The organism is Shewanella sp. YQ_9 (genome assembly GCF_043103185.1).
GTDB classification, from domain to species: Bacteria; Pseudomonadota; Gammaproteobacteria; order Enterobacterales; family Shewanellaceae; genus Shewanella; species Shewanella algae.
Window position 1 is genome coordinate 79,470 of the sequence record NZ_JBICJO010000001.1, and the last position, 26,825, is coordinate 106,294.

At 47.9% G+C, this 26,825-nt stretch carries 31 protein-coding genes; 1 reads left to right on the plus strand and 30 read right to left on the minus strand.

Going from position 1 to position 26,825, the window contains the following annotated elements; translation table 11 throughout:
• Positions 1–2 precede the first annotated feature (2 nt).
• From ACF8D4_RS00490 to ACF8D4_RS00635, 30 genes are all read right to left on the minus strand, one after another.
• The gene (locus ACF8D4_RS00490) at positions 3–476 is read right to left on the minus strand and encodes a hypothetical protein (RefSeq protein ID WP_392468103.1); all 474 of its coding nucleotides are present in this window, start codon (positions 474–476) and stop codon (positions 3–5) included.
• A 79-nt stretch (positions 477–555) separates the two neighbouring features.
• Positions 556–1,521, minus strand: a complete 966-nt coding sequence (locus tag ACF8D4_RS00495; protein ID WP_392468105.1) for a hypothetical protein — start codon at positions 1,519–1,521, stop codon at positions 556–558.
• 30 nt (positions 1,522–1,551) lie between these two features.
• Positions 1,552–2,349, minus strand: a complete 798-nt coding sequence (locus ACF8D4_RS00500) for a hypothetical protein (RefSeq protein WP_392468108.1) — start codon at positions 2,347–2,349, stop codon at positions 1,552–1,554.
• A gap of 68 nt (positions 2,350–2,417) precedes the next feature.
• Positions 2,418–4,016 (minus strand): conjugal transfer protein TraG N-terminal domain-containing protein, encoded by a 1,599-nt coding sequence (locus ACF8D4_RS00505; RefSeq protein WP_392468110.1) that lies wholly within the window; start codon positions 4,014–4,016, stop codon positions 2,418–2,420.
• Complete coding sequence (locus ACF8D4_RS00510) at positions 4,006–4,185, minus strand: hypothetical protein (RefSeq protein WP_392468112.1); 180 nt, start codon at positions 4,183–4,185, stop codon at positions 4,006–4,008. Before ACF8D4_RS00510 ends, ACF8D4_RS00505 begins: the two co-directional genes overlap by 11 nt.
• Positions 4,186–4,188: 3 nt before the next feature.
• Positions 4,189–4,554 (minus strand): hypothetical protein, encoded by a 366-nt coding sequence (locus ACF8D4_RS00515; RefSeq protein WP_392468114.1) that lies wholly within the window; start codon positions 4,552–4,554, stop codon positions 4,189–4,191.
• A complete protein-coding gene (locus tag ACF8D4_RS00520) occupies positions 4,551–5,912 on the minus strand; it encodes an integrating conjugative element protein (protein ID WP_392468116.1) in 1,362 nt (453 codons plus the stop codon). Before ACF8D4_RS00520 ends, ACF8D4_RS00515 begins: the two co-directional genes overlap by 4 nt.
• An 18-nt stretch (positions 5,913–5,930) precedes the next feature.
• Positions 5,931–7,091, minus strand: a complete 1,161-nt coding sequence (locus tag ACF8D4_RS00525) for a TIGR03756 family integrating conjugative element protein (RefSeq protein WP_392468119.1) — start codon at positions 7,089–7,091, stop codon at positions 5,931–5,933.
• Entirely contained in the window at positions 7,088–7,549 is a 462-nt protein-coding gene (locus ACF8D4_RS00530; protein ID WP_392468121.1) for a DUF1525 domain-containing protein, read from the minus strand. Before ACF8D4_RS00530 ends, ACF8D4_RS00525 begins: the two co-directional genes overlap by 4 nt.
• Positions 7,546–10,698: a conjugative transfer ATPase gene (locus tag ACF8D4_RS00535; protein WP_004748815.1), complete on the minus strand. Its 3,153-nt coding sequence runs from the start codon at positions 10,696–10,698 to the stop codon at positions 7,546–7,548. The genes ACF8D4_RS00530 and ACF8D4_RS00535 overlap by 4 nt, the downstream gene beginning before the upstream one ends.
• Positions 10,699–10,700: 2 nt before the next feature.
• Positions 10,701–11,114, minus strand: coding sequence for a TIGR03751 family conjugal transfer lipoprotein (locus tag ACF8D4_RS00540; RefSeq protein WP_392468124.1), 414 nt, complete (start codon positions 11,112–11,114; stop codon positions 10,701–10,703).
• Positions 11,074–12,561 (minus strand): TIGR03752 family integrating conjugative element protein, encoded by a 1,488-nt coding sequence (locus tag ACF8D4_RS00545; protein ID WP_392468127.1) that lies wholly within the window; start codon positions 12,559–12,561, stop codon positions 11,074–11,076. Before ACF8D4_RS00545 ends, ACF8D4_RS00540 begins: the two co-directional genes overlap by 41 nt.
• Before the next feature lie 11 nt (positions 12,562–12,572).
• The gene (locus tag ACF8D4_RS00550) at positions 12,573–13,481 is read right to left on the minus strand and encodes a TIGR03749 family integrating conjugative element protein (protein ID WP_392468130.1); all 909 of its coding nucleotides are present in this window, start codon (positions 13,479–13,481) and stop codon (positions 12,573–12,575) included.
• Positions 13,482–13,483: 2 nt separating this feature from the next.
• The gene (locus tag ACF8D4_RS00555) at positions 13,484–14,152 is read right to left on the minus strand and encodes a PFL_4703 family integrating conjugative element protein (RefSeq protein ID WP_004748811.1); all 669 of its coding nucleotides are present in this window, start codon (positions 14,150–14,152) and stop codon (positions 13,484–13,486) included.
• A 5-nt stretch (positions 14,153–14,157) separates the two neighbouring features.
• Positions 14,158–14,550 carry a TIGR03750 family conjugal transfer protein gene (locus ACF8D4_RS00560; RefSeq protein WP_236643033.1) on the minus strand — a complete coding sequence of 131 codons (393 nt, stop codon included), beginning with the start codon at positions 14,548–14,550 and terminating at the stop codon, positions 14,158–14,160.
• 14 nt (positions 14,551–14,564) lie between these two features.
• Positions 14,565–14,936: a TIGR03745 family integrating conjugative element membrane protein gene (locus tag ACF8D4_RS00565; protein WP_004748809.1), complete on the minus strand. Its 372-nt coding sequence runs from the start codon at positions 14,934–14,936 to the stop codon at positions 14,565–14,567.
• A gap of 33 nt (positions 14,937–14,969) precedes the next feature.
• On the minus strand, positions 14,970–15,209 hold the full coding sequence (locus ACF8D4_RS00570; RefSeq protein WP_004748808.1) for a DUF3262 family protein: 240 nt from the start codon (positions 15,207–15,209) through the stop codon (positions 14,970–14,972).
• Entirely contained in the window at positions 15,206–15,520 is a 315-nt protein-coding gene (locus tag ACF8D4_RS00575) for an RAQPRD family integrative conjugative element protein (protein ID WP_206536189.1), read from the minus strand. Before ACF8D4_RS00575 ends, ACF8D4_RS00570 begins: the two co-directional genes overlap by 4 nt.
• Before the next feature lie 161 nt (positions 15,521–15,681).
• On the minus strand, positions 15,682–16,425 hold the full coding sequence (locus ACF8D4_RS00580; RefSeq protein WP_004748806.1) for a TIGR03747 family integrating conjugative element membrane protein: 744 nt from the start codon (positions 16,423–16,425) through the stop codon (positions 15,682–15,684).
• Between the two features lie 3 nt (positions 16,426–16,428).
• On the minus strand, positions 16,429–18,477 hold the full coding sequence (gene traD, locus ACF8D4_RS00585; protein ID WP_392468135.1) for a type IV conjugative transfer system coupling protein TraD: 2,049 nt from the start codon (positions 18,475–18,477) through the stop codon (positions 16,429–16,431).
• A complete protein-coding gene (locus ACF8D4_RS00590) occupies positions 18,477–19,049 on the minus strand; it encodes an integrating conjugative element protein (protein WP_392468138.1) in 573 nt (190 codons plus the stop codon). Before ACF8D4_RS00590 ends, traD begins: the two co-directional genes overlap by 1 nt.
• On the minus strand, positions 19,034–19,576 hold the full coding sequence (locus tag ACF8D4_RS00595; RefSeq protein WP_392468141.1) for a transglycosylase SLT domain-containing protein: 543 nt from the start codon (positions 19,574–19,576) through the stop codon (positions 19,034–19,036). Before ACF8D4_RS00595 ends, ACF8D4_RS00590 begins: the two co-directional genes overlap by 16 nt.
• 9 nt (positions 19,577–19,585) lie before the next feature.
• Positions 19,586–20,359, minus strand: a complete 774-nt coding sequence (locus tag ACF8D4_RS00600; protein WP_392468144.1) for a TIGR03759 family integrating conjugative element protein — start codon at positions 20,357–20,359, stop codon at positions 19,586–19,588.
• Positions 20,360–20,671, minus strand: a complete 312-nt coding sequence (locus tag ACF8D4_RS00605) for a hypothetical protein (protein WP_392468146.1) — start codon at positions 20,669–20,671, stop codon at positions 20,360–20,362.
• A gap of 4 nt (positions 20,672–20,675) precedes the next feature.
• Positions 20,676–21,605: a hypothetical protein gene (locus tag ACF8D4_RS00610; protein ID WP_392468148.1), complete on the minus strand. Its 930-nt coding sequence runs from the start codon at positions 21,603–21,605 to the stop codon at positions 20,676–20,678.
• Complete coding sequence (locus ACF8D4_RS00615; protein WP_392468151.1) at positions 21,602–22,054, minus strand: PilL N-terminal domain-containing protein; 453 nt, start codon at positions 22,052–22,054, stop codon at positions 21,602–21,604. The genes ACF8D4_RS00610 and ACF8D4_RS00615 overlap by 4 nt, the downstream gene beginning before the upstream one ends.
• Before the next feature lie 595 nt (positions 22,055–22,649).
• Positions 22,650–23,084: a hypothetical protein gene (locus ACF8D4_RS00620; protein WP_004748798.1), complete on the minus strand. Its 435-nt coding sequence runs from the start codon at positions 23,082–23,084 to the stop codon at positions 22,650–22,652.
• A 177-nt stretch (positions 23,085–23,261) separates the two neighbouring features.
• Positions 23,262–24,116 carry a PFL_4669 family integrating conjugative element protein gene (locus tag ACF8D4_RS00625; protein WP_392468154.1) on the minus strand — a complete coding sequence of 285 codons (855 nt, stop codon included), beginning with the start codon at positions 24,114–24,116 and terminating at the stop codon, positions 23,262–23,264.
• Between the two features lie 10 nt (positions 24,117–24,126).
• Entirely contained in the window at positions 24,127–24,735 is a 609-nt protein-coding gene (locus tag ACF8D4_RS00630; RefSeq protein ID WP_392468157.1) for an STY4526/YPO1902 family pathogenicity island replication protein, read from the minus strand.
• Positions 24,735–26,030 (minus strand): hypothetical protein, encoded by a 1,296-nt coding sequence (locus tag ACF8D4_RS00635; protein WP_392468160.1) that lies wholly within the window; start codon positions 26,028–26,030, stop codon positions 24,735–24,737. Before ACF8D4_RS00635 ends, ACF8D4_RS00630 begins: the two co-directional genes overlap by 1 nt.
• 163 nt (positions 26,031–26,193) lie before the next feature.
• On the opposite strand from ACF8D4_RS00635, the gene ACF8D4_RS00640 reads away from it, so the two are divergent.
• Positions 26,194–26,745, plus strand: a complete 552-nt coding sequence (locus tag ACF8D4_RS00640; protein ID WP_392468163.1) for a transcriptional regulator — start codon at positions 26,194–26,196, stop codon at positions 26,743–26,745.
• The last annotated feature ends 80 nt before the right edge of the window (positions 26,746–26,825 follow it).

Below are 26,825 nucleotides of genomic sequence, written 5' to 3' on the forward strand. Positions count from 1 at the left end.
GCTTAACCCCAAGAGTATCTGGCTTTCTTACCAGCCCCCTTTCCAAGGCTTTTTCGAGAAATAACCTTTGATTCAAATTCAAAGTCTTCACTGATTTTAACAACAATTAGCTTGTTAAAATTACCAGCCCTTTTTACCTCAACGTTGTTACTACCCTTCTCAGGAGATATAGTTTTAATTTCGACCCAATCGTTACCTATACGACCGTCGGAACCTTGCGTGCCTGGTCGATGACGCTGAACACCATGTTTTATTTCAGCATAGAGCTCACCTAGCTCCCCCCATATTTGGAGATAGCGCCCCGTCAATAGGTGATATTCATATGCTGAACGCACTAAATCCTCGAAAACCTGAATGACCTCGACTATTTGTGCTTGGGGGAATTCAGATATGAGCTCTTGGTGATGCAATTGGCTGTTTATCCAGTCCCAACTAATCCATTCACCGTCTTCATATATGCCGTCACCGGACTCCATTGGACGACCCGTCATCGAACATCGCATAAGGTTCCTTCGCTTCTTTGTAATTCCCCTGGGTGCAAGGGAGTAATTTATTTCAAGGCTTAATTTCTGTTATCGGAATCCAGCGCTGACCATCCTTTTGTTGAAGCAGAACCAGGTTATTCTTAATCTCGACAACCAGCCCCTGTTGCGATTTGTCTCCGGGCTTTAGGTTTGACAAGAATTTGGCCTGCTCACGCATTTGTTCATATTCTGGCTTCGCCCCATAAACCAGAAAAAGAGAAGTAAGCTCAGGAATACCTTTAACCACCATATAAGTAGTTTCAATGTAATCAACATTGCGCGCTGAACCATACTCAGTTTTATTGATTCCCTTGTTGGGATCTGCCCCGTTATCAAGAAGCATCTTCGCGAGATTTCGTCTTTGCTCGACATTGAACTTCCGCTCTGTCGTTACCTCGTAGAGCAATGGCTTGTTCACGAAGACGTAATCAACGTCGAAGCTGGACATAAATGGTTTGAACATATCAACAAACTTCACTGCTGTCTCATAGCTGGAATGATAGTGCCCAGAGACTCCAAGATAGAACGCTTTACTGGTTGGCTTCATGCCCAATCTTAGGAGTTCATCAACAACATCAATCGCTCCCCATGCAGTAGCCTCCTCCAGGGCATCGTTACGCTCGTATCGTGCTTCCTTTATGAATTCTGGATTAGCACCTTGCTTTAGCATCGACAAGGCAGCGTCATACTGCTTATCAAGCAACAGGCATTGAAACAACGTCTGATATTTGCTTTTCAGATTTGGATCGAGTTGATAATTACTCGTCACGTCATAGGCCAGACTACAAAGACGCTGGTCCATAGCTTTTTGAGCGATGGCTTCGATTTCAAGCGTGCTGTATGCGCCAGATTGAATGGCTTCTATAACAGCCTTGTTGTTGTCTCTGTTTATACTTGCATCAAATACCAGTTGGTCCGGTGATTTCTTTCCAATCGTTGAACACGCTGACAAAGAAACCACGCTAAACACAAGGACTGCATTGAATGTTCCTTTCATTTTTTCTCCAAAGCAGAGTAATCCCCCGCACTATTTTATCGTCAAAATATCTTTCATTGATCTCGCCCTCAGTCTCTTTGAAACAGGGTCGCCAGCTAGGTTCTTCACTCGATCATTCCAGTAACGAATGATCTCTCGGTTCACCTGCTCATCAATATTTTCAGGACTGGCCGCGCATATTCTATCCAAGGATTGAGCTAAATCCTCATCTATTTCATGAGTTCCCTTGTAGTCAGCACCGCTGACAATGTAGTCACATCGAAAGCACTGCAAGTTATCCAGTACATGATCAAACTGAATGAGATAATCTTCATCCATATAAACCCAGCAGCCTCTCAATTCCCCTGGAGGCACATTGTTGACGGCATTGGTCAGGAGATCCAAGACATCCCGATGATGCCCACTTGTGAATCCATCTATGTATTCACTCGCATCTTCCAGAGAATCTACTCTTCTGCTCTCATGCATAAGAAGCGCGGCCTTCATATCGGGCGCGAGACTAAGCAACTCTTCATATGGCATAGAGCATTTCAAGTAGGGAAGCGCTTTGCGTGCATCCTGCCAGATAGCATATTGCTCCCTTACCCAGTCTGGCGCGGACAACGCCCTTAGATAAACGCTGTAATATTCTGGGTATAACCCGGATGAGTGAAGGAATCCTGGTACCACATAACTTCCACGTTTACTCCGAGATAGCCCTTCTCCAAACACCAATGAATGCGTCTTAGCCAAAGCCAGGTGCTCACCCCGATAGTCGCTGAGAACTCGGCAAAGCTGCATATCTACGCAATTTCGCCCTACCTCTAATAGCAGCTCAAGGTCTGTCATTGTCAATTTCCTCTGTCTACTAAGAAGAATGGCCCACGAGGGGCCATTCGACTAACGAGCTCCAGCTTCTACTTCTTGCCGCCACTTCTGCCACGGTAGGCCCGATAAGCTGCACCTCCAGCTCGACCAGAAGCTCCTCGGAAGGAACCCGAACCGGAAGCGGTACCGCCTCCTACACCACCCATGCCCATTCCGCGAACCATCCCCGCACCAGCATAGGCCATAATGGACAGCCAAATACCAGGTAGAAGGATAATGGAACCGGCACTGACGGCAGAGACAAGGAAGCTATTGGTTGCTATATCAAACCAACCCGCTTGGGACATGTAAATGTCCAATACCCGATTATCGAACCAGAATGCCGCAGCCCAGATTGCATTGATAAACTCAAAGCTGAAGTAGACCAAGGCGATAGATACAAAGGCACTCAGACGGTACTGGCCGAACAGCAATACAAACGGTGCGGCCATAATGACGACCATCTGGATCAAGGCCAGAATCATCGGTCCCGCCACTTTAACCATTTGCCTCATGGTATGGGTCTGCAAGAACTCATCAATACTGGTAAAGAGACCTGCACCGGCGAATACCACATCCGCAGCCTCCTTATACCATGACTTATCAGTGTCAAAGTTATTGCTCAGATCCACATCAGTCTGAGAACTGAGGTTCGCAGCATCCGCCTGGATGATCATCTTGATGATGAGGTCTTCCTTGGTATTGTCATCTGCAACACCCACGGTAACTACCTGAGATCCCCAATCCATCCAGTCATCGAGAATATCACCGGCCTCATCGGCTGGGATGTCATCGAGGATAAGCTGTCTCAAGCCAAGGGCTTCGTTTACGACACCAGGACCTTCTTCACCAAGCCAGACTTCCCGGCAGTACGGATGAGCGCCAGTTTCATGCGCAGCGTCAGAATCCCTTATGGCCGCTTGCCGGTTGAATCCAAACCTCTCCATATTCCTCATGTAGGCCTCTGGATGTTGGTAGTATTCATCCACCGCATTCAGCAAGGTTCGAGAACCGATCCAGTCTACATCCTGAACCGCTGAGATATTTGCCGGTAAAGCGATAGGATTCAGCTCGAAACGCTCCAGCGCTTTTTTGTAGCAAACTTCATGGAAGTCACGAACACGCTGTCTCAGTTCCGGGTCTTGAATGGTGATCTGACTGATACGCATCAGCATGAACTCATAGTTGTTCACGCAGGACATGGACTTGATTGTTGTATGGGTGACTGCGCTGGACAGAAATTCCACGAACGACCAGGCTACCGGCTTATACACGCCGATTCCACCCATATCAGCGAAGCTGTCATCATAAGCGGTGGCCGTATTATCGCCCTGCCCTTCCGTATTCGCCGGAGGATTGCAGTCGGGGATCTCCAGATCATATTTGACCGTGGCCAAGTCGATTTCCCAACCTTTATAAGGAATCACGCAGAGCATCAACACAAGGATCATGCTGACAACTTTAATTTCCAGGCCTTTGATAGTAGATTCTGCGTCGCTATCTTCATAGTTGTCGCGAAAGTTGGAAATGACGGCCGCAATGAATGGAATCAATGCTAATCCAGATCCAACAAGGACATCCCAAATAGCCTCATACATATTCCACCCAAAGAGCAGGGTGTAAATCTCAAGTAGATTGTTAGCTACCATAGTTGGCCATACCCCGCTCTTCCTTATTCTCCTTGATCACTCCGTAAGTCACTGCGGCAATCATCAACGAGCAAATCACACAAGAGGTAACCATTAGGTACCATTCATAGACCCCAAGATCGAGCCCAAAAAACTGGTACATAAATTCATAAATGTTGTGTGGCATCATTTTCTATAGTCCGAATTGTTGGATGATGACCGCTTCAAAAAATGCAAACATTAGCGCCATCTTCCACCATTGGGACTTCAAGTATTGGATGTCACGCTCTCGCTTATTTTCATATTCCGCACGATCTTCATCAGATAGTTCATCTGGATTAAACCTTGGCCTGGTAATGAACCAACAAATTGGAGTCCACGCGGCAACTACGACCACGTAGAATCCAATGCGGTACCACATCCAGCCACCAATCAGGTCTACGCCCTTAATTTCATCTGGCTTGACATCAAAGATGGCGCTGAAAATCATGCCCAGCACCATGAGGGCCAATAGGCCCCCTACACTGATGACAAAGAATTTGCCTACGCTTTTCATCAATTTGGCTGTCCCAGTTGGTTGGTACCAGAAGCCTTGCCGCGATCAACTTTGCGTGTGTTCTGAACGTTCTTCTCTTCCTGTCCCAGGATTCGGAGAATGGTGTTCTGAGCAATGGCTTGTCGGGTCTTGATTTCAAGATCCAATTGGTCCAGTTCAACCTGCAACTGATCAATCGCGTCGTTCACAACAATCTTTGCCGGTTCAAACGCCGCAACATTTGGCTCCTTGACGCCAGTTCTGAGCAATTGAGTTAACAAGCGTCCTTGCTCGACCAGGCGAGCGTAGGCAATCTCACCCGCAAGCTTGCGGATCATTTCGCCCTGCCCTTGAGCATCGCGCTTACGAATAGCCATGATGATGGTGTCGTTTATGATTACACCTGGAGGTGCAGAAACACGATTGAGGTTCTGCCAGGTCAACTGAGTTGCACCGGTAACCAGGTCTTCCAGATCCTCAATGAGGTCATCGGTCATATCCCTGTGCATGTAGGTCAAACCTTTGCCCGGCGTACCGCGCATCTTCTTACAGCCATCACAGGTTCTCATCTCAATGTCACCAAGAACTCGTGTTGACCAGTTCGAGGCAGCGACCGGCCCGTTCCAGTATTCCCAAAGGGGAGTACCCTGACCGTCAGCAGGTCCTACGGTGGAAGTGGCACAACTGTTTGCCCGATCGAACATGATGTTGTAGCCGACCTGAACCACGTCCGTCAGAGCACGAATAGGTTGCTGGCCAGTTCCCCCTTTATTGGTACCGCAAGCCCACTCTGCACCGGCATTACCGTGGTTGGTATCATCAAGTGCTTCCTTGGCACGAATCGCATCCCCACCAGAAGCATTGATTTCCTCAGCCCAGTTATTCGTCTTAATGGATAGCTTGTACTTCTCAAACGGGAAGGATTGCTCTCCCATCAATACCCGAGACATCTCCTCACAGGAGGTTTCTGCCCACTCAAAATCCATCTTGCCCTGCAAAATACCCTGCTGAAGCATGTCATACAGACCGGGATTGGCACGCTGGATTGCCAGAGCTGGCAAACTCGCTACTGCACCAGTTGCAGACTGAATGATGTTATCCATCATGTTCCGGAAGCCCTCGGTAATACCGTTAAGCTGGTTACTCACCGAAATACGCGGATCGAACTCACCACACTCCATATTCAGGTCCCAGCCAATCCCTAACTCCAGGATGGGCACGGTATGGATTCGAGTAGGTGCATCTGAAATGTAACCACCACCAATTTCGTAATCGATGGCACCCTTCAGACGTGGCGAGTGTTCGAGGCTGTCTGCGGTTGCTACACCCGAGAGCGCAGCGCACAGCATGACTGCCAGACCTTTATATAATCTGATTTGCATTGTCGTTGTTCCCCTTCATTAACCCGTATGAAAAATCAGTTGCTGGCCTTGCCGCGTACAGCACTTGTAAGACTTCCAGAAATTCCAGATATAGCTGCCATCAGTAGAACGCCGATTACTCGAAGGATTACCGCCATACGGGAAACGCTGGCAGGAACTGTCGGTACGAGGGTAAAGCATCTGCCAAATACCCGTGTCTTCTCTGTCCTTGTCCAATGGGTCGGATGGCCAGTACCCGTCCTGGTCGGCTTTATCAATGGTGTAATAAAGATGAGGCTCACCAGAGCGAGTGATGAAATGTGCGGCACGGAACGCGGACAGCACCCCTGCCTTCAAGGGGTCTTGAGCCGTCATAAACCCGTGGCGCGGGTAAATTGCACCATAGTTGTTGGTCACTGAACCAAGATCCCAGGTGTTGACCAGCGGTAACCATGACTGGGGGTAGAACATCTCCGGCACGTCCCAACGCCATGCAATGGAATCCAGGTTGGATATGAAATACGGGAAAAACGGAAACGTCTGTCCGGCGCAGACAAGGCCAAATGTGGTTTGAGCCAAAGCGTTATACGCAATCAGCGACGGGTTACCGTAGGCATCCACCAGCTTGAAGTAGAGGTTGGCGTGCTGGTCTTTCTTCGCCTCTGTACTCACCCCACCACGGATACCAACATCATCAACGTTATAATCCTCAATCCAGGAGATGATGGTTGTTACCCATGAGGAATCGGCATCCCCCTGAGAAACCTGGTTAATATCCTGCGATTCCGTCCAAGGTTCGCCATTTGCCCGGTCATAGGACTGAATGACCAGATCAGGTACATGGTTCTTCACCTTTAGTGAGGTACTGAATGAGCATACCGGTGGAACCAGACAAGTCATCCAAACGCATATTCCGCGAAGCTCCCAGTTCATACAGGACAGTGCCGCTGACATGGTAGCCTCACTGATCTCCAGGGTATTCATTACTCCATCATATTGATCGTTCGTCTCACCATGACATGCAATACACTCAACGCTCCCCCGCTCTTCCAGCATTTGCTGGGTATTCCCCATAGTCTGGTCACGAGCTGCATCAAGGTCATTCGGGTCAAACTGCGTCCATGTATCCGGGTACGCGAATGCTTGACCTGCCATGCCGGATAAACAGAGCGCGATGACGACAAACAGTAGTTTCTTCATCTATCACCCCCTTTGTTGTTGAAGATTCTGATCGCCTCTTGTAAAGAGGTAACGCCGTAGACCACTGACTTATCGTTAAACACAATGGCTGGCAGCTTTTTGATTCTGAATCGAATGGCGTACTCGATGGCCTCGCCACCCTCTTCCATTTCTTCATAAAGCGAACGCCAGTGCGGTCCATTAAGCACTTCACTGAATGCCTGCTGATTGGCGTCTCGATAATTTGAAGGCCCAACATTCGAGCTAAGCTTGGCTTTCACCATCTCGTTGAGCTTGGCCGTGGCATTGTTTTTGGTGTCCATGTTGTACACATGAACCACCATGCTGGGCGGCAGCTTGAGGTCTTCTCGAACAGGAACAGCATCCGTGTGGAATACACGGATATTACTGATTGGATTGGCTAATACCGACTGGCAGCCAAGCATCAGAAGTACAAAAAGAAATCTTACAGGCGTCATACAGAAACTCCCTCTTCCTGGTCAGCCTCAATATCTTCCTGCAATACCTTCAACACTTCAGAATTTGCTTGTTCTTCTGAAAGTGCAGCACTCTCACGCTCAAGACGGGCGAGAGTTTCTCTGGCTAAGGCTTTTTCCTTGCTCATAGCCTTGCGCGGCTTAGGGTCTTCGGGCTTTTCAGCGATACCACGGTAGTAGTCAATCATGCGACCGACATATTCAGCCGCTTCAACTTCGGTGATACCAAACTGCCTCATGTACTTGGCGCGTTCTGTTTTTTCGTCTTTCTCCGTCCCTGCAAGACTGAGGAAAAGTGAAGGTGGTACATTTCGGAACAGGGCTTCCATGTTTTCCGAAAGAACAACGCCCTCGGTATATTTTTTGGGTTCCTTCTTCGCAGACAGCATGAGTTGCTTCTGCTCTTCGTTGAGACTCTTGAAGCGGGCGATGTCTTCAATCTCGTCTTGAGGCATTACCAGACAGATCCACCACTCAATCATGTTGAGCATCTTCTTCGCTGCATTCGGGAAGTCAGCCATATTCTGCGTGGCTACCCACCACCAGGCCCCCAACTTACGCCACATTTTCACGACCTTCACAACAAACGGTGCCAACAGCGGGTTCGTTGTGATGATGTGGCCCTCGTCCGTCAACATGACGATAGGACGCTCATCGTGTTGATGCTTCTCCGCAAGGTTGTTAATGCGCATCATGATGGAGGTGTATGCGATAGCAAGCTGAGCGTTGTAACCTTCACGGGCAAAGGTAGCCAAGTCCACGATGGTCACATCGGTATCAGGCCAGGCTTCACCATCGGTGTTGAACACTTCGCCCTCAAAGCCATCACAGAACATCCGCAGGGATTCACCCATCTCAAAAGCACGCATTCTTCTGTGCTCAGGGTAGTTGTCATTTTTGTTGATCATGCTGAAGCCATCAGCAACATCTGAAGTCATGGTACGGCGACCTTCCGACCGCGCTTTTCTTGCACCATTGAGAATGGCATCCCGAATCATTCGACGGTCTGCACGGGTGAGCTTTTTAGCCTCTTCTTCTTCACCACCGGTGATCATGAGTGTGGCTATGATTTCCATCTCACCCATAATGTCCCGCTGTTCATCTCCCTCATCGTCACCGTCGCTGTCTTCTGCCATCATCATCTCGGCGATGACATCCATAGCGGCCTTATCTCGAACGTGCTTTCGCTCCAGCTCAGTCAGTTCGTTATAGGTTTTGTAGGTATCGTCGATTTTAATTTTCTCAGGGATATGAGCTCTGAGGTCATCTTCAGTGATCATGGAGGTGTCACTGACGATTCGAGAGCCAAGAAGCTCCTCTTCGTCCGCATCCAACAACTTGTCCGCATCAACGAACGGCGGCAGCGTTACGCCAGCACCGGGCTTCAACTGCACTTTGTTAACGGTCATGTCCTTGTCAGCGAAATAGTCCGCCAGAAGTCCAAAGGAGTTACCGGCTTCGATGATGTACAAACGAGGCCGTAGCAAAGCCATGATTTGTGAGGCCATATTGGTAATCGATGCAGACTTACCCGCACCAGTAGGCCCGAGGATCAGACCATGTGCATTCTTCTTCCGGTCCTGACTATGGAACGGATCGAATGATATTGGTTCGCCGCCACGGTTATACATGGTCTGGCCGGGATTGCCGGTACCGCGATGTCGGCCAAAGACCGATGAAAGATTTGCCAGGTGCTGAGACCAGACAGGACGAGTGGCTTTGTAATTACGATCCATCTTTGGCTCGTAAACCATCGGCAGGTTGTATATGTAGGCATCCAGACCCAGAGATTCATCTTCTTCGCGTACTGGCGCTAACTGATTGGTCAGCAACATTGTACTGACCTGGTTTGACTTCTTGCGCAAATCCTTCAGGTTTTCACCTCGGATGTACACACACATCATGGCACGGTACAACTTGTGTTTATTGCCCATGAGGTTCTTGGCAATATCACAGTCCTTACGTGCCATAGTCGCATCTACAGATTCGCCCTTGGACTTATCCTGGATACGATTAATGTGATTCTGAACTTCATCCTGGGGAGTAATGATGATCGTGGTGGCCATAATGGTACCAGGAGGCATTTTGTCCATCATGCAACTGGCTTTGCCGGTTGAAGCACCATCTGGTGTCACCGAGCCGACTTCACCTGAGATCTGGCCAATCTTTGGGGTTCGACGGAGTTTGTGTACGCGAATACAGCGATGAGGCAGCTCATCAAAGGTCCATGTCTGATTTTCAGCGTCTGACTTCGGCAAATTGAAGAACAGGCTTTCCGCTAGGTCATCGCCGTAGGGAAGATCATCTTCATCAACGTAGCTGGCCAACTCACGGAATTTACGCTTATCCCCATTCGTCAGAAGTGGACGAGGATTGAACCAACCCAACATCCACTCGTAGAACATTTTCCCGTTATTCCGGATCAGCGAAATACCAGCATCCCTGAATGCGGTTTCCAGTTTCTGGATTACATCATTCAGCTCTTCTTCTGGCGTCATGCCAGCATAAGATTTCCACTTTGGCGGAAGTCTGCGATAGACCACCATTTTGATGCGGCGGATCTTGCCTCCCCAAGGAGCATCAAGGACTTCTTTATCCTCGAACAGACCGCCCTCCTTACAGATGCCCCGTAAGTGCGCCTCCATGATGTCCAGCCACTCTTTGGTGTACTTGGTATCCTTGCAATAGGCCTTCGGATAAGCACGGAGTTTGTCGATATACTCCTCCATGTTGTCATCGTCATAGGTATATTGCTGAATGATCCACGGCCCAGATGGAAGCTCCTCGAAGCAGTCCTGAAGAGCATCTTGAATCATGTCACGACGATCCTGGAGCCAGTTGTATGAACGGCCTTCAGTCGCAATCGGCACTATGTCGAAAACAGCACCTACGGATTTGCCGTCATCGAGTAGGATGGTCTGAGATTCTGTTTGGAACTCGTACCAGGGAAGTTTCTGCACAAACGATGAAGGTCTGCCATAAATGCGAGCAGCGTCCATCGAGGTCAAAGGTTTCTTCTTCCCTTCTACCTGTTCCTCAGTCTCGGCTTCTGGCTGAGGCTGATTTGCAACAGGCTCCTGATCGTCTTTTGGCGGAATAAAAACTTCCTTCAGCTTTTGCGCAAAACTCATGCTCACTCTCCCTCAAAGCTGGATTTCATATCGCTGATCTCACCTGGTAACGCATAGTGCTCCCGATCCCACATTTTGAATTCGGTGAGATAGCCTGGAATCGGCACTTGCGTATCGGCAGCCAGGTGTGGCGCAACAAACATGTACATGGTTGGATTGGGAAGCGTTTTGAATCGAGCTTCAAGCTGAGTCTTCTCAGTACGGACGTAATCGCTCAAGACCACATCTCCCTCAACCATTGGGCGACGAATCAACGAACGTTTGTCATACAGTTCACCATCCCCGATGCCCTGCATGTGTCTGTTGTAGACTTCCTTCATGTCGTGCTCTGGTACCGGAATAATGGAATCCTTGGTAGCACAGGCACTCAACATACTAATCAAGGTGACGGTCAGAACGACGGTTAATATTCGCATAGTGATTTACCTTTCTACCTTCTGGGTCATAGTCAATTTTTAATTCCTCTGAAATGTGAATAGCCAGCTCGGTACCAGGTGGTACATAGATAGCGTCAAAGGAATTTTCTTGGCGTGCATCCAGCCAATCAGTCACCTCGTTAAGGCCTTCTGAAATAGCTGTATTTTTGGCAACAATCTTCGGATCGCCAGTTAACCCACTGGTCAACCCGCCATTGTTATTGGATTGCGTGGTGAACTGGCTTGCGGCTTCCGCGTTTGCATATGAAGCGGCTGCGGTAAGCCCTACCCGAGATGTCAGGTATGAAGCAGCGTTTGTAATTCGCTGACCAGTAATGCATGGGATACCATTCTTATCTGAGAACCATGCGATCGGATCTGTCGTTTTTGTACCTGGTTCCGGGAAGGTCACAATGGTTCCATCCTGGAATGTGAACGTCATGGAAGTGATCTCCCCACTCACACAGGAAAGGGTCCAGTCTCCCTTGGCAATACCCGACATTTTGATGCCGGTAACGCCTGGTATATGGATACCGTTGGAAGACAGGTTTTCCTCACCCACCATCACCTTGAACGGATAAGGGTCGATAACCTGACCATTAATCGGAATACGTCCAAGCATGGCCGTCATGGAAACTGAGCCAATCAAGGTACCGTTGATTGGAATGGTATAAGCTTTGACAGACCGCTCTTCTTTGGTTTGCTTCTTGGACTTGGTTGGTCCTTTAGCTAACGCTGGAAGATTTTCTTCTGCTGCACTGAAATCAGGAAGACTGATCTTTGTCGGATCACGCGGGTCCACGTTGGCGTCAATCGGATTCGTCCAAACAACCTGATCAAAATCAACCTGCATACCGTTTTCGTCATATCCCAAACCACTTGGAATTCCGGCATTGCCAATGTCATAACCGTTCGCAGTTGTGTTGCCGCCCTTTTCTTTGCCTCCCTGCTGTAACTCCTCAAGGCGCTTTTCGAGTTTGCTGATCAGGCCACGAGTAAGATCTTGAGTGTGCTCCAGCTCGCGCTGCTTTTCCGCTGCATCTTTTTCTGCATTAGAAAACCGGCTATTGATTCGCTTATTAAGGCTTTCCTCCATCTTCAGGAGTTTGTCGATCTCTTGCTTTAGACGCTTGTTCTCTTCCTGAAGCTTTACTGAGTCTTCGCGAACCGCACGAGTTTCGTTGGTAAGCGTTCTCATAGTCTCAACTGGACTATCAACGTCTACACCGTACTCTTCTTCAAGAAACCCCTCTTCAAGTGGGTCAATAGCGAGGCCGTTGTCCGGTTGTGCAGGACCGCTCTCAATAGCAGACAACCCGGTCAATTCAGTCGCTTGACCAGGCGCTTGTGCGGTAACTTGCTTTTCCTTGCGGCCCTTCATCACAACAACCAAAAGGATGACGACGATTACGACCGCCAAGGCTTTGATAACAATATTTGATTTCATACCGAAGCCCCTTACTTGTGTTTATGGCGGTTGCGCTTCTTCTCCGCCTCCGCTTTTTCTTCGAGTCGCGCCATTTCTTCAGCCTCCGCTTTGAGGTCCTGATAGTAGGTCCAGGGGTAAAGCGTCTCCTTCAATGGCTTTTCTGAAATCAGGTACAGCACAGTGCTGTCGCCCGGTGTACCGTTTGGATACAACATATGATGTTGGAAAGTAGCGTGAGAAAACGGCAGATTGAGATCGAGGTAGTTCAGCTTTACCTCATCTTCAGAGGTGTTCTTGATGTGAATAGCTGCCAGATAATAACCACCACCTTGGTAGGCTAATATCGGTTTGGAATACGTCTTGTATTTGTTCTCACCCTTAAAGACACGAACCGCTCCCTTTACTCCCAAAGTCGTCTCAGTGATTCCGGGACGATCACGATGTAGTCTCGTTGGTCCATATAGTCGTTGTGCCGCAAACCGAGTCAAATCAACTGGTGTAATAACCGGGATGTCCATCAGAGAATCTGATACCTGACGCTCATCTTCAGGAACGACGTTTTCAGATTCCAGAAGTATCCGAATATCTTCCAACGGCTTTGCATTTGGATCTTCCTTCCCAGCAATCAGGTCGAGAAGGATGACGCGGCCATCTGTCAGTCGCTTAACTTGTACACGCTGCTTGTCAAACTCTTCATATGGTAGAAAATGCACCGCCCCCTGAGCCGACTGTACCCGGAACAGCTTTTTCATCTGCTGCCCTTTAGTAATACCTACCTGAACGTGATCACCAAACTGAATACTGCGTTCTTCACCCTTTCGCAGTTCGATAGTCACTGGCAGATTGGTGTAGTGAATGATCTCTGTCGCTAAAGCCGAGCCGCTATAAAACCCAACCACGGCGACAATCAATGCTGCTTTATTAAGTAGTTTTTTCATCGTTATCTTCCCGCCACTTCGCCGCTCGTGTCTTGAACGTTTTCGTTTTCCTGCTGGTTACCTTCAAGGCGTTTCGGATTTTTATAGAAACCGTCCAGGGCCAAACCCCAGAGGTTGCACTCAGGATCAACATCCCATCGAACGATGCGAACGGGGTAACGCACAAAGATGTCTTTCACGATCTCTGAACGGAATGTCTCTTTGATATTCACATCGTAAAAGGCAACCCACGAATCACCGGACTCAACGTACACTCGCTTGTCGGTATAGGGACGGTCTGGCATTTCCTGAAGAGCACGAGTACGGTTTAGCTCATGTCGTTTCAGGCGTTGTTCGTAGTCACGCTCAAGCTCACCTTTAAAGCGAGGTGTGATGTAACAGCTAAGGCGATTAATCTGCTTCTTGTAATCTTCAACACCTTCCACTGGCCAGTTATTCATTTGCTGGAAGATGTAATAGCCGAAGGCGTAGACGTTAAAAGGGTGACGTTCCTGGATACCGCGTGTTGAGCCAGAACGAAGATCCGGTGGAATATCAATCTTGATGTGTTCAGGTGCGGCCTTCCATCCAGCAATTGAATAAAACAAGGCAATTGCCAATATGCCGATAAGGATTCGCAGAGTCAGAATGTGAGAGTCCCGACCATCTAACGCTTTCTTTAATCTTGCCATCTAGCCTACTCCTCGGGCTCCATGTTGATTTTCTTAACGGGTTGATCTCGTCGGATGTCCCAACTCTGTGATGTCTCGATGTATCCGAAGTTGAAAAATGAATATTTCTTCTGCGCTTGCTTTTTCAGGTACACCACATGCAAGCCGTCAGGCATTCGTCGCTTGAGGCCTTGAAGGTATTTGCCCACAACCAGCAAAGTGCCTATGGCCATGCCGAAGCCAATACCCACTCCGAACAACGCCCAACCAAATGGAATGAGCAAGATTACGCAGACGGGAATCCAGAAAATGATTGCGGCCACGATAATCATCACGACCTCGGTATCGGTCAGTCCCCGAAAGACGACCGGCTCTTCGATGAGCCGGTCGGGGATGAACTCGATTTCTCGTCCGTTCATTCCAGGTTCTTTCATTAGAAGATGATCCCGGCTGCCTCAGTCAGCAGGTACACGACGAATACCAGAAGCAGTACGCCCATGCCGCCGTGCATACCCATGTCACCCCAGGTTTTCTTGCCAGCACCGATGTCGTTGTAGACAGCTACCATGTTCTTGGCGACCGCCAGGAAAGCGATGGTGCCAAGTACCAAGCCGAGAACAATCGCGATGTCAAAGGCATAACCTTTCAACAGGCCGATGTAGTCACCATCAGCAGCCGCGTTGGTCGGGTCAGCAGTATCAGGTAGAGCAGCGTGAGCGCTGGAGAAGGCGAAGAACAACATAGTGGCCAGTGTAGTTTTCACTGCGGCCAGCTTGTCTTTGCAGGTTACGATCAGGTTTTTCATAGGATTAACTCCTTTAAGTACTTTGAAGGTTGGTTAGTTAACAAGTAGGTAAAGGAGTACCATCATCACAAAGACACCACGAAACCATACGATTATCATGTCCTTTGCAGTAATGACCTCCGCCCCATAGTCGTCGTATGCGCGGTAGCACAGCCAGGCGACATAAAGAAACACTGCCGTTGTGCCGATTGCCTGGATAGTCCAGAGAAGTTCAGCAGCGGTAAAAAAATCTCCCGTGCCCTCTTCAAATGCAGCAGATTGAGCAGCGTTCATTTTTGATGCTCCGTATAGTCACTACTGAGAGCATCGATGGACGATGGAACCACTGGCTCCATCGGCACCGTCAGATGATGAGAAATTCCGGCTTGGATCTTTCTCAGGTCATCTAACAGAACCTGGTAATCGAACGTCGTCCGATCATTCGAGTTACTGCGCATCTTGGCGGTCATCACCAAGGCTTCCAGCGCAGCCAATTCATTTTTAATTTTTGCCAGCGCTTCACGCTCAGCCCATACATCCGCCATAGACACCTGCGGAAGGCTCACGAAGCTCACCAGGAGAAGAGTTATCAATTTGTTCATCATCGAGTCACTTGAATTTCAGGTGGAATTGCGATGGTAGGAATTAGAACAAACGGACAGGCAGGAAATCTGATTTATTGGGTCATTACTCGATGACCCTTTTTTGATAAGAAAATGGCCGCTGAGTCGCGGCCATTGTGGGAGTAAATATTAAGTCTTTGCGCTTAGAGGTACTTCTTAAACTTGCTGGTCATAACCATCAAAACAAGTCCGAACAAGACAGCAAAAGGCGTGATAATGAAGTTAGGATGTATGCTGTTGGGGATGGCCAGATAGATTACCCACGCCATAATCAGAACCGGCATAGCAAAGCGTTTGGCCCAGTGATAGATGTACCCAGATTCATTGCCACCACACCAACGCCGTAAATCCCTTTGCATCAGTCCATCCGAGACACCAACTAATCCAAACAGGAGAAACGCCGGTATTGATAGGACCAGGATAGACAGTCGGATTAAGAACATAATCAGAATGTAAATGGCTGCCATAAAGTAGTTGTAATACTCAGCAATCAGCCCTTTGACCAACCGAACGAACTTACCATCATTTGCGTCCGGCGTTTTTGCAGAAGTCAGCATGTCCACTATCCCGGAATCAATGAAAAGGAAGTTCACCACATCGGTAACCTTCCCACTCGCGGCCTGGACGGCTTCACCATTCAGGGAGTCACCATCGAGAGAGCTTCCCAGATAACTAATTTCTTTCCTCATCATTTCTTCAGCATGTTCATACCCGGTGTATCCCTGCTCTGGATAGAAGAAAACCATACCGATCCATTCAATGATGATGGACATTAAAGCCGAAAAGAGAAGTAACCCAATGACCTTGAATATGAGATCCAAGGTTTTCCCGATAAACCCTTTCTTGGCAACAGGGTGCTCTGCCCTGGCTACACTAGATTCCGCCATCTGCTATACCCACCATGCTTCTGCCGTGTGATAGTTCTTTTCCATTTCCTTGGTCAGCGCCTGTAAGTTCTCGGGCATCTCTTCATCGTCCTCAACCGGAAGCGGAAAACGTACTTTCCAAAGATGACCTCCATCAAGAAGGCAAAACGCCTGCCCTTTTGGTAATGCAGTCACATGACTTGGTTCCAGCATGGGCACGCGGAGCATTGAGATACGGTCTTGAGTACTGGAGGTAAAGTCGATGTTGTTCTCCGTATCAGACGAATCCGACGCACCCGATACAGTCATTTTTTGTGATATTTCCACTTCAGGTAACTGATTGGTAAGTAACTCAGCCGTATCCTTTTCTTTCACGCGAAGCATGATCAGGTTGTTGAAGTTGCCCTCTACCTGACGTGCCTTAGCTGCATTGCCAAGCCGAGCTTCAATGTCCCCCCTGGACTGGGTGTAGGCAGTGATCTGCATACCGGAGCCACCCGATTTGTTGACCATCGGTAGAAACTCATCACCCATCAATTCATTGAATTCATCTGCGTGAAGGCAGATCTTGGGCATAGCGTTGGCTTTTCCATCCAACATCCCGTGCTGGAAACCGTGCTTGTAGATCATACCGGAGGTTGATACCAGGTCTGAGAACATGGAATTGCCTACGGCACTTGCAACCTCTGTGTCTGTCATGGCATCGAGTCCAACATAGACAATGCCACGCTTCCGGATGATCTGTGTCCAGTCAAAGATAGGACGGTCATCATTCACATCGAAATAGTCCGGTGCAATTAGTTTGCCTATCTTGCCAGTTGTGAGTTTTTCAAGAAGTGGTAGAAGAGACGCTACCAGCTTGTCGAAGTACGTGCGGTCATAGCGTAGTGCAGAAAGCAAACCCAGGACGATCGGATCGCTGACTCCCATCTGTTCAACATACTTTCTCAGTGCCTCGGTTCTTGCGTTGGCATGTTTTGCCAAGCGTGGATTCGACTTGTATTGCTTTTCTGCGTCGTGGGTCATGTCGTTGATGTCTTCAACCCAGCCTTGCTCTGCATTACGAGGAAGCCACCATTCCAGGTACTCGCAAAACAGAGGTTCGATGTCCGTTACGTACCGAAGAATGTTGTTGTAATCCGGACGCTGGCCAAGGGATACGAGGGCACGAGCAACGATATTGATGAAGCGCCAAGCAAACTCTTTAAATGCTGCACTGTTACCTTCAGATGAAAGCTGACCAGAAATTCGACTGGCCACTTCTGTAATTCGGGCAAAGTTGCCTACCGCGTTGTACCGGGCGGATATATCGGGGAACCCCAGATGGAAAACGTAGAAGTCATCTTCCCTGCCCATTCGTTTTGCTGCCATATACATGCGCGTTAATAAACCGGCATCAGATTTAGGATCAAATACAATAACCGGGCCATCGCCGCGTCTAATGTCCTGCTCTATCAAAATCTCTGCTAGACGTGTCTTACCCACACGGGTCGTTCCAAGAACCAGGGTATGCCCTACCCTTTCGCTCATTGGCAGAAGTACTTCTTCTTCGTTGAGTTCAACAGCATGAATGGCAGGATTGCCGCCTATGGGTGGAAGCGGTCTGAAAGGATTCAGCACATGATCTTTGCTGGTTAGTTTCGCGAGCGCCTGTAATTTGGTGTTTTCAACATCTCTCTCGAACTTCCTGATTGCTGAGTAGATCTTGGAGGGCTCTAGGTATCGCTTTGCCGCAGGAGACAACGTATCTTTCAAGCGCTGGGTATGTTTCTGTCCCCACTTAAATCCCTGTCCGAGATAGAGGTGATTTCTGTAACACGGTATCTGTGAAGAGGACATCGCAAATCGCGGGAGCCGCTTGAGATTACGCTGATACCTGAGTATTTGAGAGCCCTGATTCAGCCGATACAAACCAAGTCCAGCAAGGATAGCAGCAGAGGTATACCCTACACTTGGCGTCATCATGAGTGTTGAGGGCGCTGTACCACAAATAATGCCTGCTGAAAGAGCCACAATTCCTGACCACAACTCTACTGGCGGCCTTAGTAGAACCTCTAGTGGATGATCTGCCATTAACGCATCACTCCCTGATTATCCATGTAGAACGGGTAATGTCTGATTTTTAAATGTTCAGCTAAACGATCGCCTGGAGTTGGTTGCATCAATACACCTTCACCAACAATTGATTGAAGCTCCTCCATCTGTTCTTTGGTCTGGATATTCACTACAAGTCCAATAGCTTTCTTCTCCTTCAACAACTCTTTGTTTGAAGACAGCCATTTAATCGAAACGGGATCGTATCCGATGATGAACATGGGCCTCGTTGCCATCTGATATTTCACATCTCTGGCCTCATCCTCTGTCACCCGACCAACAGACATAGAGGCGGTTACCACCGGAAAGTGAGAGTGAACCAGCTTCTTTGAACGTCGTTCGTCGTAGAGCTTTTTCATGTGCTCCAGTGTGTTGTTGTTTTTTGGCAGATAAGGGTCAATAGGTTGACCTCCGCGATCTTCGATAACCTCGGTCTCAAACCAAGGCATATGCGGGGATGATTTCTGCTCAGCGGCGAAGGTCTGGCTGAAAGCCAAAGCCGTCCCGAGGAGGACGGCTATAGTTGAAAATTTTTTTAGATTTTTGCCCATAATGAAATGACCCTCTTTGTATAGTTTCTTGCTATCTCTTTGTCCTGTATTCGCTGACCAGGACGGTGATAACATCCAACGGCCAACTCCCAGCTATTGCACTCAGGCCTGTCGTATTGCTCTCGGAGGTGTTGCGCGGCTGCATTGAGATTGATGTAGGGATCGAAGGCTTCCCATAAACCTTTAAATCGTTGCTCTTGCCATCGCCAATTCAACTGTCCAAGCCCGACATCGAATTGTTTATCCCCTCGGTCTAACAAAGACTTCGCGAACAGGTACGCTTTCTCTCTACTGGGAAAGAAGTGAGGCTGTCCTCGATGGTTGATTGTCCAAGGCCACGGCAGAACTTTTGATCGCTCACCTGATGAAGTCAGAGATCTGGATTCATTAAGAATGAGAGCATAAAAAAGTTTCGCCGGTACCCGATTTTCTTCAGCTACCAGGCGATACATATCTGGAACGTTGCTTTGGTTAGCGATTGCAGAAACAGATACAAGTCCAAGTAAGAAAATCAGGAGTATTCTCATAACCCACCACTACTTGTAGGTTGCTGTTACTGCTCCGGACTTGAGATCGACTACCCTCACCTGGGGCAGAGTGCTCATATCAATTCCCAGTTCTGTCGATTTGCCTTCATCGAAATTCAGGGTAATCGCTCTTGCTCGAACAACCTCTGGCGCGATTTTCATGAACGAGGCCCACTGGCCTATGTCATCGGAAGACGCACCTTGTTTGAAGAAAATGTCGAGTCGAGCGTTGTCACCAACTGATGCATGAAGTTCTTCAAACATCGATTTACAGGATTCTTTGCACTCAGAGTCAACGAAAAGAATCACTTGCTTATTGACCTCAACACGCTTTTCTTCCCACTCTCTTATCCAGGATGTGTTGTTGACAGCCAACTGATTGCCGAGGATGCGGCTGGCCGCACGCTGACGTTCAACCTCAAACGCCATTTCTAACTCCGCCCTTCTGGTTTCCATCTTTATCCAAAGCTCAGCGTATCGCTTCCGCTCCTGCGGGTCGGTCTCAGATACTCCTAAAGCGGTTATTGGATCAAGGCCGGGGGACCAGATTCCACGAGGCCCACTCATGATTTGCTTGTACTTAACCCAGTCGGTCTCAGAAAGCATCCATTGTTTGGCAAGGCTTCTGTCTTTCTCGGTTAATGAAGAAGCAGCTTCTTTGTCGAGGGTGGACTTCATATCTGAAATCACAGTCGCACTATTGCTACCCTGCGTGTTTTGATTGTTGGCGTAGGCTCCTGTGGCCACCAAAAAGCCTAATAAGATATATGCGAGCTTTTTCATCTATCCCTCACACTTGATGTCAACTTCAGTTACCTGGATCTGACCTTCATCGCCTCTTGGAGCCGTCAGGTCCGCAGTAAGAACAGGCCGATCACACCCATCCACCTTTTGAGGATCTGGAGTGAGGTTACTGATGTAATAGCCATCTTTAGTACGGTAATAGCGGCCCCGCTCAAAAAGAGGTTCATCCGATACAATCGATTGCTCCGTGACTACCTCCACGGCGACTGGCTCTTGAGGTTCCTCTTTTCCCCAAAGCTCATAACCGCCAATTAACAAGACAAGGCCAACGATCCATTCAACAGGTTCCATAGTGCTACTCCTTAATGGTCAGTCGTTTTGTTTTTGAGCCATTCTGGAAAACAGCCTCAGAACCAATAGCGCCCTCAAGTCTCCAGCCCTTGTAATAATCACCCATAGTTAAAGGCACCCAGCTTCCGTTTTCCTCACGCAACATGACATAAGGCTGTGTTCCCCAAAGGTCGATGGAAGCAACGTAGGCACCTTCAATCAGGCTAGGGTCAGTATTCACCTTCTTCACCGGTGCTTTCTGAACAACTTTCTTTGGCGCACTCGCTGCCCTAGCGTTGAGCTTTTTTATCTGATCACTCAGCTCATCAATCTGTTTTTGGTGTGAGTCAATGGATGCACTGTTGTCTTCCAGACTTCCCTTGAACCCATTTAACTCACCGCGCATTGCACTGATGGTTGCTTGAAGCTCTTGAATGTCTTTACGGATGGCATCAATGCTAACCAAGCGGTCTGAATTAGACTGAACGCCCTTCTGAGTTCCTGCCAGTTCTGCTGTCAACTCGTCGGTTCTTGTATTTAAGGTGCCAATGGCCGCATCCAGGCTGTCCACACTATTCATGGCTGCCGTCTGACCAGCTTTTTGGTTAATCACTGCGTAGCCAGCTATACCTGCTGCACCTACTGAGACAAGAAGAGCGATCACACCAATAAAGCTACCGGTCTTCTTCTGCTTGGGTGCTTTTACTTTTTGTGGCTTCACGTTATGTGGCTTCTCTTGCTCACCAGAAGAATGGATCTCTTCCACTTCGCCAATGTGCGGTTCCCTGGCTGAAAATGAATCTGCGTCTGACGCATTGAGTTCTGAAACACTGCCATTCATTTCGGCTTGATCGAACGCATCATCGACAGGCATATCCGACAAAGACTCATCTTTGGATTTTCCACCGTCGATCGTGCGCATGAGGGACTGGCCTAATTTTGACTTGGACATCATTCACTCCTCGATAACTTGGTTGACAACTCGTAGGCAACTTTCCGGTGTACTGGATCGACAACCAATTCAAATGCATCACCACTCAGCGTATGGAGTGCTTTGTCCAGAGTCATTGGACCGATATTACGATGCACTTGAGGTAACGGAAGACTGAGAAGTGTTTTAGCCTCTTCGCTCAAAACAGTTTTATCCGCGAGCACGTAACCGGATCTTGCAAGAAGAAACTCAACGGTTTGGCCAACTGTTTCCACGCTTTGTGGAATCCGAGTCTTGATGACAACCTTGAGAGGATTGAGCTGATCTACCGGGGGGATGTTTTTCACATAGGTATATCGCCCAGTCTGCATTACTTCAATGCGATTGGACTCCCCTATGTCTAAGGGTTTACTTTCCGCTGATGCCAATGTGCTGAAACAGCACATAGCTACAGCAATTGCGGTCTTCTTCATGGGCTATACCTCCAACATTATTTGGCAGAGGTACAGTACAAGATCACATCTTTGAAATTACTTTTTTTGGGTCACCGCTAAATGACCCTTTAAAAACAGAAAAGCCTGCGCGATGGCAGGCTTCTCAAATTCTTACCAAGGCTCGCTTGGTATTGCAGTTCGGGTATAGCGAGTACCCCTGTTAAAGTACGATCCTCTATGGGGCGTTCGGATCATTGTTCCCCAGGATTTCGTGCAGGCTTATAGCACTTGCACGGCATGGCTGCGCCACACAAAAGCCACTCGTATAGTGTCATCATCATCACAAGATTTGCTTGCTGGCTAACCGAGTTCATTAGCAATTCTAAAGTCACTGTCGTGAACGCTAATCAGAATATCCCCAAGACAAGAGATACTCTGATTAGCACTCACAAAACAGATTGTTTCTCAAAACCAATTCGCGGTAGTTTTGAAGGGTAAGCACTGATGGATGCTCTGAAGTGAAGAGTAGCAAAGCAATGCTTTGCAGCTAAGCCCGAAAGCTGTCAGGAAGTATTAGTTGAATTTTTGCAGATGATCTCAACTTGGTCAAGGACATATGCCTCTCATGACCTGCTCATATGATCGCGGACCTAAGCTCGGCTTTTTCATCGACCGCCTGATCTATGGAATCCAACATACCCTTGATCAGTTTAAGGTTCGCATTGATGTAGATGAGCTCTTCTTCCGTTTCTTTCAATCGAAGTTTTCTTTCGTCATCAAATACGCGGAGATACTCAACAATAGAATCGGCATGAAGCCTGTTGTACTTCCTATCACGCTTACTCGACTTAAACCGCCAGTAATACTTTCTTGAGTTACCATCCGATCGCGCTGCAAGCGTCAGCTCAAAATTCTCTCCAAATAGACTCACCAACTCCTCCTTGAGCTCCTCTACTCTCTGCCCGAGCATCTCCTTGAATGCTTCAATTTCTTTCCGGTACAGATTCAGGCGTCCTGCCTTATTATCCTTAAAAGGTATTATTAAATTTATATTTAAAGGAACCGACATGTAATTCTTACTCCCGATCCAAGCAGAAAAATTGGTATTGAGCCAACCTGTAAGCCTACTATTGTGCCAACTATCTACCTGTCATGATCCACTTCCAGACTGGTACTGAGCCAAGATCTCTCCGCCAAAAAAAAGGTGCGCTTGGCACCTTTTTCACTATGACAGCACAAAGCGCTGTTAGGCAGTGGCCACTTTCTTCTTAGCAGAGCGGGTCATTTCTTCATCGGCCTGCTTTAGTACTCGATCAAGCTCTGCACCCAGTTCATCTTCGCTGCTTGAATTAGCTTCTTTCGCCGCAGCCTTGGATTTATTATCCGCTTTACCCTTTTCTATAGCCTTGCCCATAGTTTGGAGTCGTTTCATTGGCAATGGCGGCGCATTGTCAGATCTTGTTGTACCTTCAAGATAACCAACCTCCAAATCTCCCATCAGCTCTTTAGCCTTTTGGGCCTTTTGATTGTTTGCTGCCATATCATCTCTGGTAACCCCAGTATGTCTATAACTGAATACCATATGCAGGACACTGCGCACACGCTTTTCGACTCTCGCAAGAGTCTCGAACTTTTCCTTGTTTGGTAACAGACCGATGTGGTTGGCCAAAAGTACCTTGAGAACGATTTGGTCTACCTTGAGCAGTTGATACACAAGCTGAAAGCCCAAACGAGAAGCAAACCGGATGGGAACCACAACGGGGTTCTTGCTTCCTATGTCAGGGAGGCGCATTGCAGGAGGGATGTTTTCATCTATAAATGACTGAATATCCTTCAGCTCACTATCTAAATCGAAAGTGAGGTCATCGATTGCTTGTTCAATACGGTGGTAATGGTAATCCGCATAGGGGTCATCCTCTCTTACCGCCTGCTCGATTCCCCGAACAATCTTGCAAAAGCCAGGAAGTCCGAGAATGCCGTGACGCTTTTGTGTTTTTTCCCTACCCTGCCACAACCGAAGTGCTGGTCGTGTGGCGAGCTCAATTTCGATGTCCTGTTTGGCCCCAATGGCCGCCATTTTTTGTGAGTTGCTGTCAGCCATGAGAGCCTCCTTATGCGCAGATTTTGGTTTTTTTTGATTGAGTGGATTTGTTCGTGATTTCCTCAATTTCCTGGACCTCACGATAGATCTTTGACATGGACAGGTTTGTTGCCCTGGCTACATAAAGCAGTCGCTCGCGGTAGTCGGCAATTTTTATTGAATCCAGCCAAGCATCATAGATCTGACGTTGCTCTTCCAAGGTAGACACTGGGAGGCGTCCCTTTACCGTTGGTAGATTCAGAAACTTCTTCCGGCTGGCAACCTGTGTCGAACGCATTCCGAATAACTCAGCCATCATCGTCTTGCAGGCTCCTCGACGTAAAAACTCATCGATCATCTCGTACTGCCGAGTTTCTTCCGCTGCCAATTCGATAATCCGCGATATTTTTCTTGAGTCAATCTGGAATACTTCCAGGGCACTCAGGTCACGAACATAGTTGCCGGATATATTGAATATCTGATCGGCTCGTAATCTGTCTAATTTTTGCATTGTCTCAATTGACAGGCCGAGCCGTTCTGCCAGTTCCATATCCCCCTGCTGGCAGCCTTCTAATGCACTCAACAATAGGGAAGAAATGAACCTGGATGACTCGTCCTTTAGCTTAGTGCTCAACGCCATCACTGATTCTCCATAGATTGATTATTACTGTTAAAACTGGTCCTGACTCCGGCGATCAGCCGAATCAACGACTCGAATCCTTCCTCACTGGCATGGCAGAAGACGCGGGAAGGAAGAGATGACAAATCCGCATTTGTCAGATTGAGATGCTCTCTTACGCAAGAGGCAAGGTCTGCTGGATCAGAACCAATATCCTTCAGCCCCATAGCCGCTAAGATCTCGGGGGATACACTGCTATCGAAGACCCCAGAGAGACTCGCCAGGAAAAAGCAAACTTCGGCCTGGAGAGGGCTATCAACATGCTGAGGGAGACTTACAACAAAACCGGAAGGAAGCTCTTCTGATCCTGACACTACATGAGAAAGACCAAACGCATCAGAAACACTTTTAGCTATTGCTTTATTTGACCGAGAACCTGGAGTAGTTGGGGCAACCACTTTCTTCAGAAAGTGCTCTCGGATTTGCTTCAATGACAAATTGCCGGGTTGAGAGTTAACGTACTCAACCAGTGCGGAATCGAACTTTTCGCTTGGCATCTCCTCCGCTAGGTCATTTCGTAACGTTCTGATGGCGTCAACCACCTTCCTACTTACACAATCCAGAAATGCTTGATTCGTGATGTATGGTGCCAACTCTTCAGCCAGGTACATCATCGCCGTAATAGATTGCCGACGGATTGGCATCCCTCTGCTGGACATCTCTTTTGCCAAAAGCTCTTGAGTTGGCTCGGAACCTTCAGCCAAGAGATTCCTGATGTTGAGAACAGCATTTGCTGTCTCCAAAAAGGTATTGTCACCACGAAGGTTGTTCTCTACGAGATGACTGATGCACAAATCAAGATCGGACGTAAATTTCTGCTTTGAGACAGGGGGGTAAAGAAAGCTATCAGCCTTGGTTTCATCATAAAGCTCCCGGCAAATTAGAAGCCTGGTTTGTCCCCCCTGGGACAAAACCCACTTCTTCTGTACAGGGTGAAATACGATGTGAAGAGGGTCTTGAATGCCCTTGCTCCGAATGGACTCCTTGATTTCGTCATGCATTGGATTCTTGGAACGGCGTTGGTTGAGGTAGAAGACCTCGATCTCAAAGCAACTTATCTGTCCCTGCTCACTGCTCAGTATCGAAGCGAGCTTAGATGTAGCACTCATCTTTAACCAAACCCCAATGTTCAATAAATATTGCACATTCTGTTTTGATCCAAGTTTTATGTCAATAAAAATTGCCCTAAATAGTGTCCTTTTATTTATTTGTGCAATTAATATTGCCCAAAAGAATAGAGAGCGCAGCAAATTCATCCACCCTTACTGTTGAAAGATGGCTCTGTCACCCAGCAAATTAGTCACATGACTAAATAGAGGCAGAAAGAAGACCAGAGAACCACTACAATTTAGTCACATGACTAAACGGGAGAAGTAAACTATGGTAACTTAGTCACATGACTAAAAAGAGGGTAAAGCAATGAACAATCTTCCCTACCTAATCGACGCGGATGAAGCTATTGAGTACTACAAAGGTAAAAGCGATCTTACGGACGCTGAGAAGGCATACGTCGTCGCGATACTTAGCCAAGAAGGCTATTCCAATAAGTCGATAAGACAGTCACTAGGTATAGAGAAGGTATATGCAGTTACCCACCTCAAAAGAGCGGGGACATCTCTGTCTGAGTCGGAGTTAAACCTATGGCACAAGAACCCTACCAGGATAACGTTGGGCCATGTTCGTGCTATCGCCAAGTTCCCTGCAAGCAAAAGAGAAGAGCTGTTGAGGAACTTGCTGACCAAGAGAATACCTGTCCACAAGTTTGAGTCACTAGCACAAGGTAAGGACGAAGACCGTGATACTGACATTAAACGATACGAACTAATCATGGGAGAGGTGCTCGGGCGACAGATAAAAATTCGCTTTAATCAGGCAAAACGTTCAGGGTCACTGACCTTAGACTTCTACGGTTTGGATGACCTGGACCACATTTCCCGATGCCTTGGCTTCAAAGCTGAGGATCACATCTAGTTAGCTAACATTTAAAAAATTTAAGTCAAAGCATCACCTGAGGACTTAAATTTTTTAAAGTTTCTACTGGCTCAAAACCC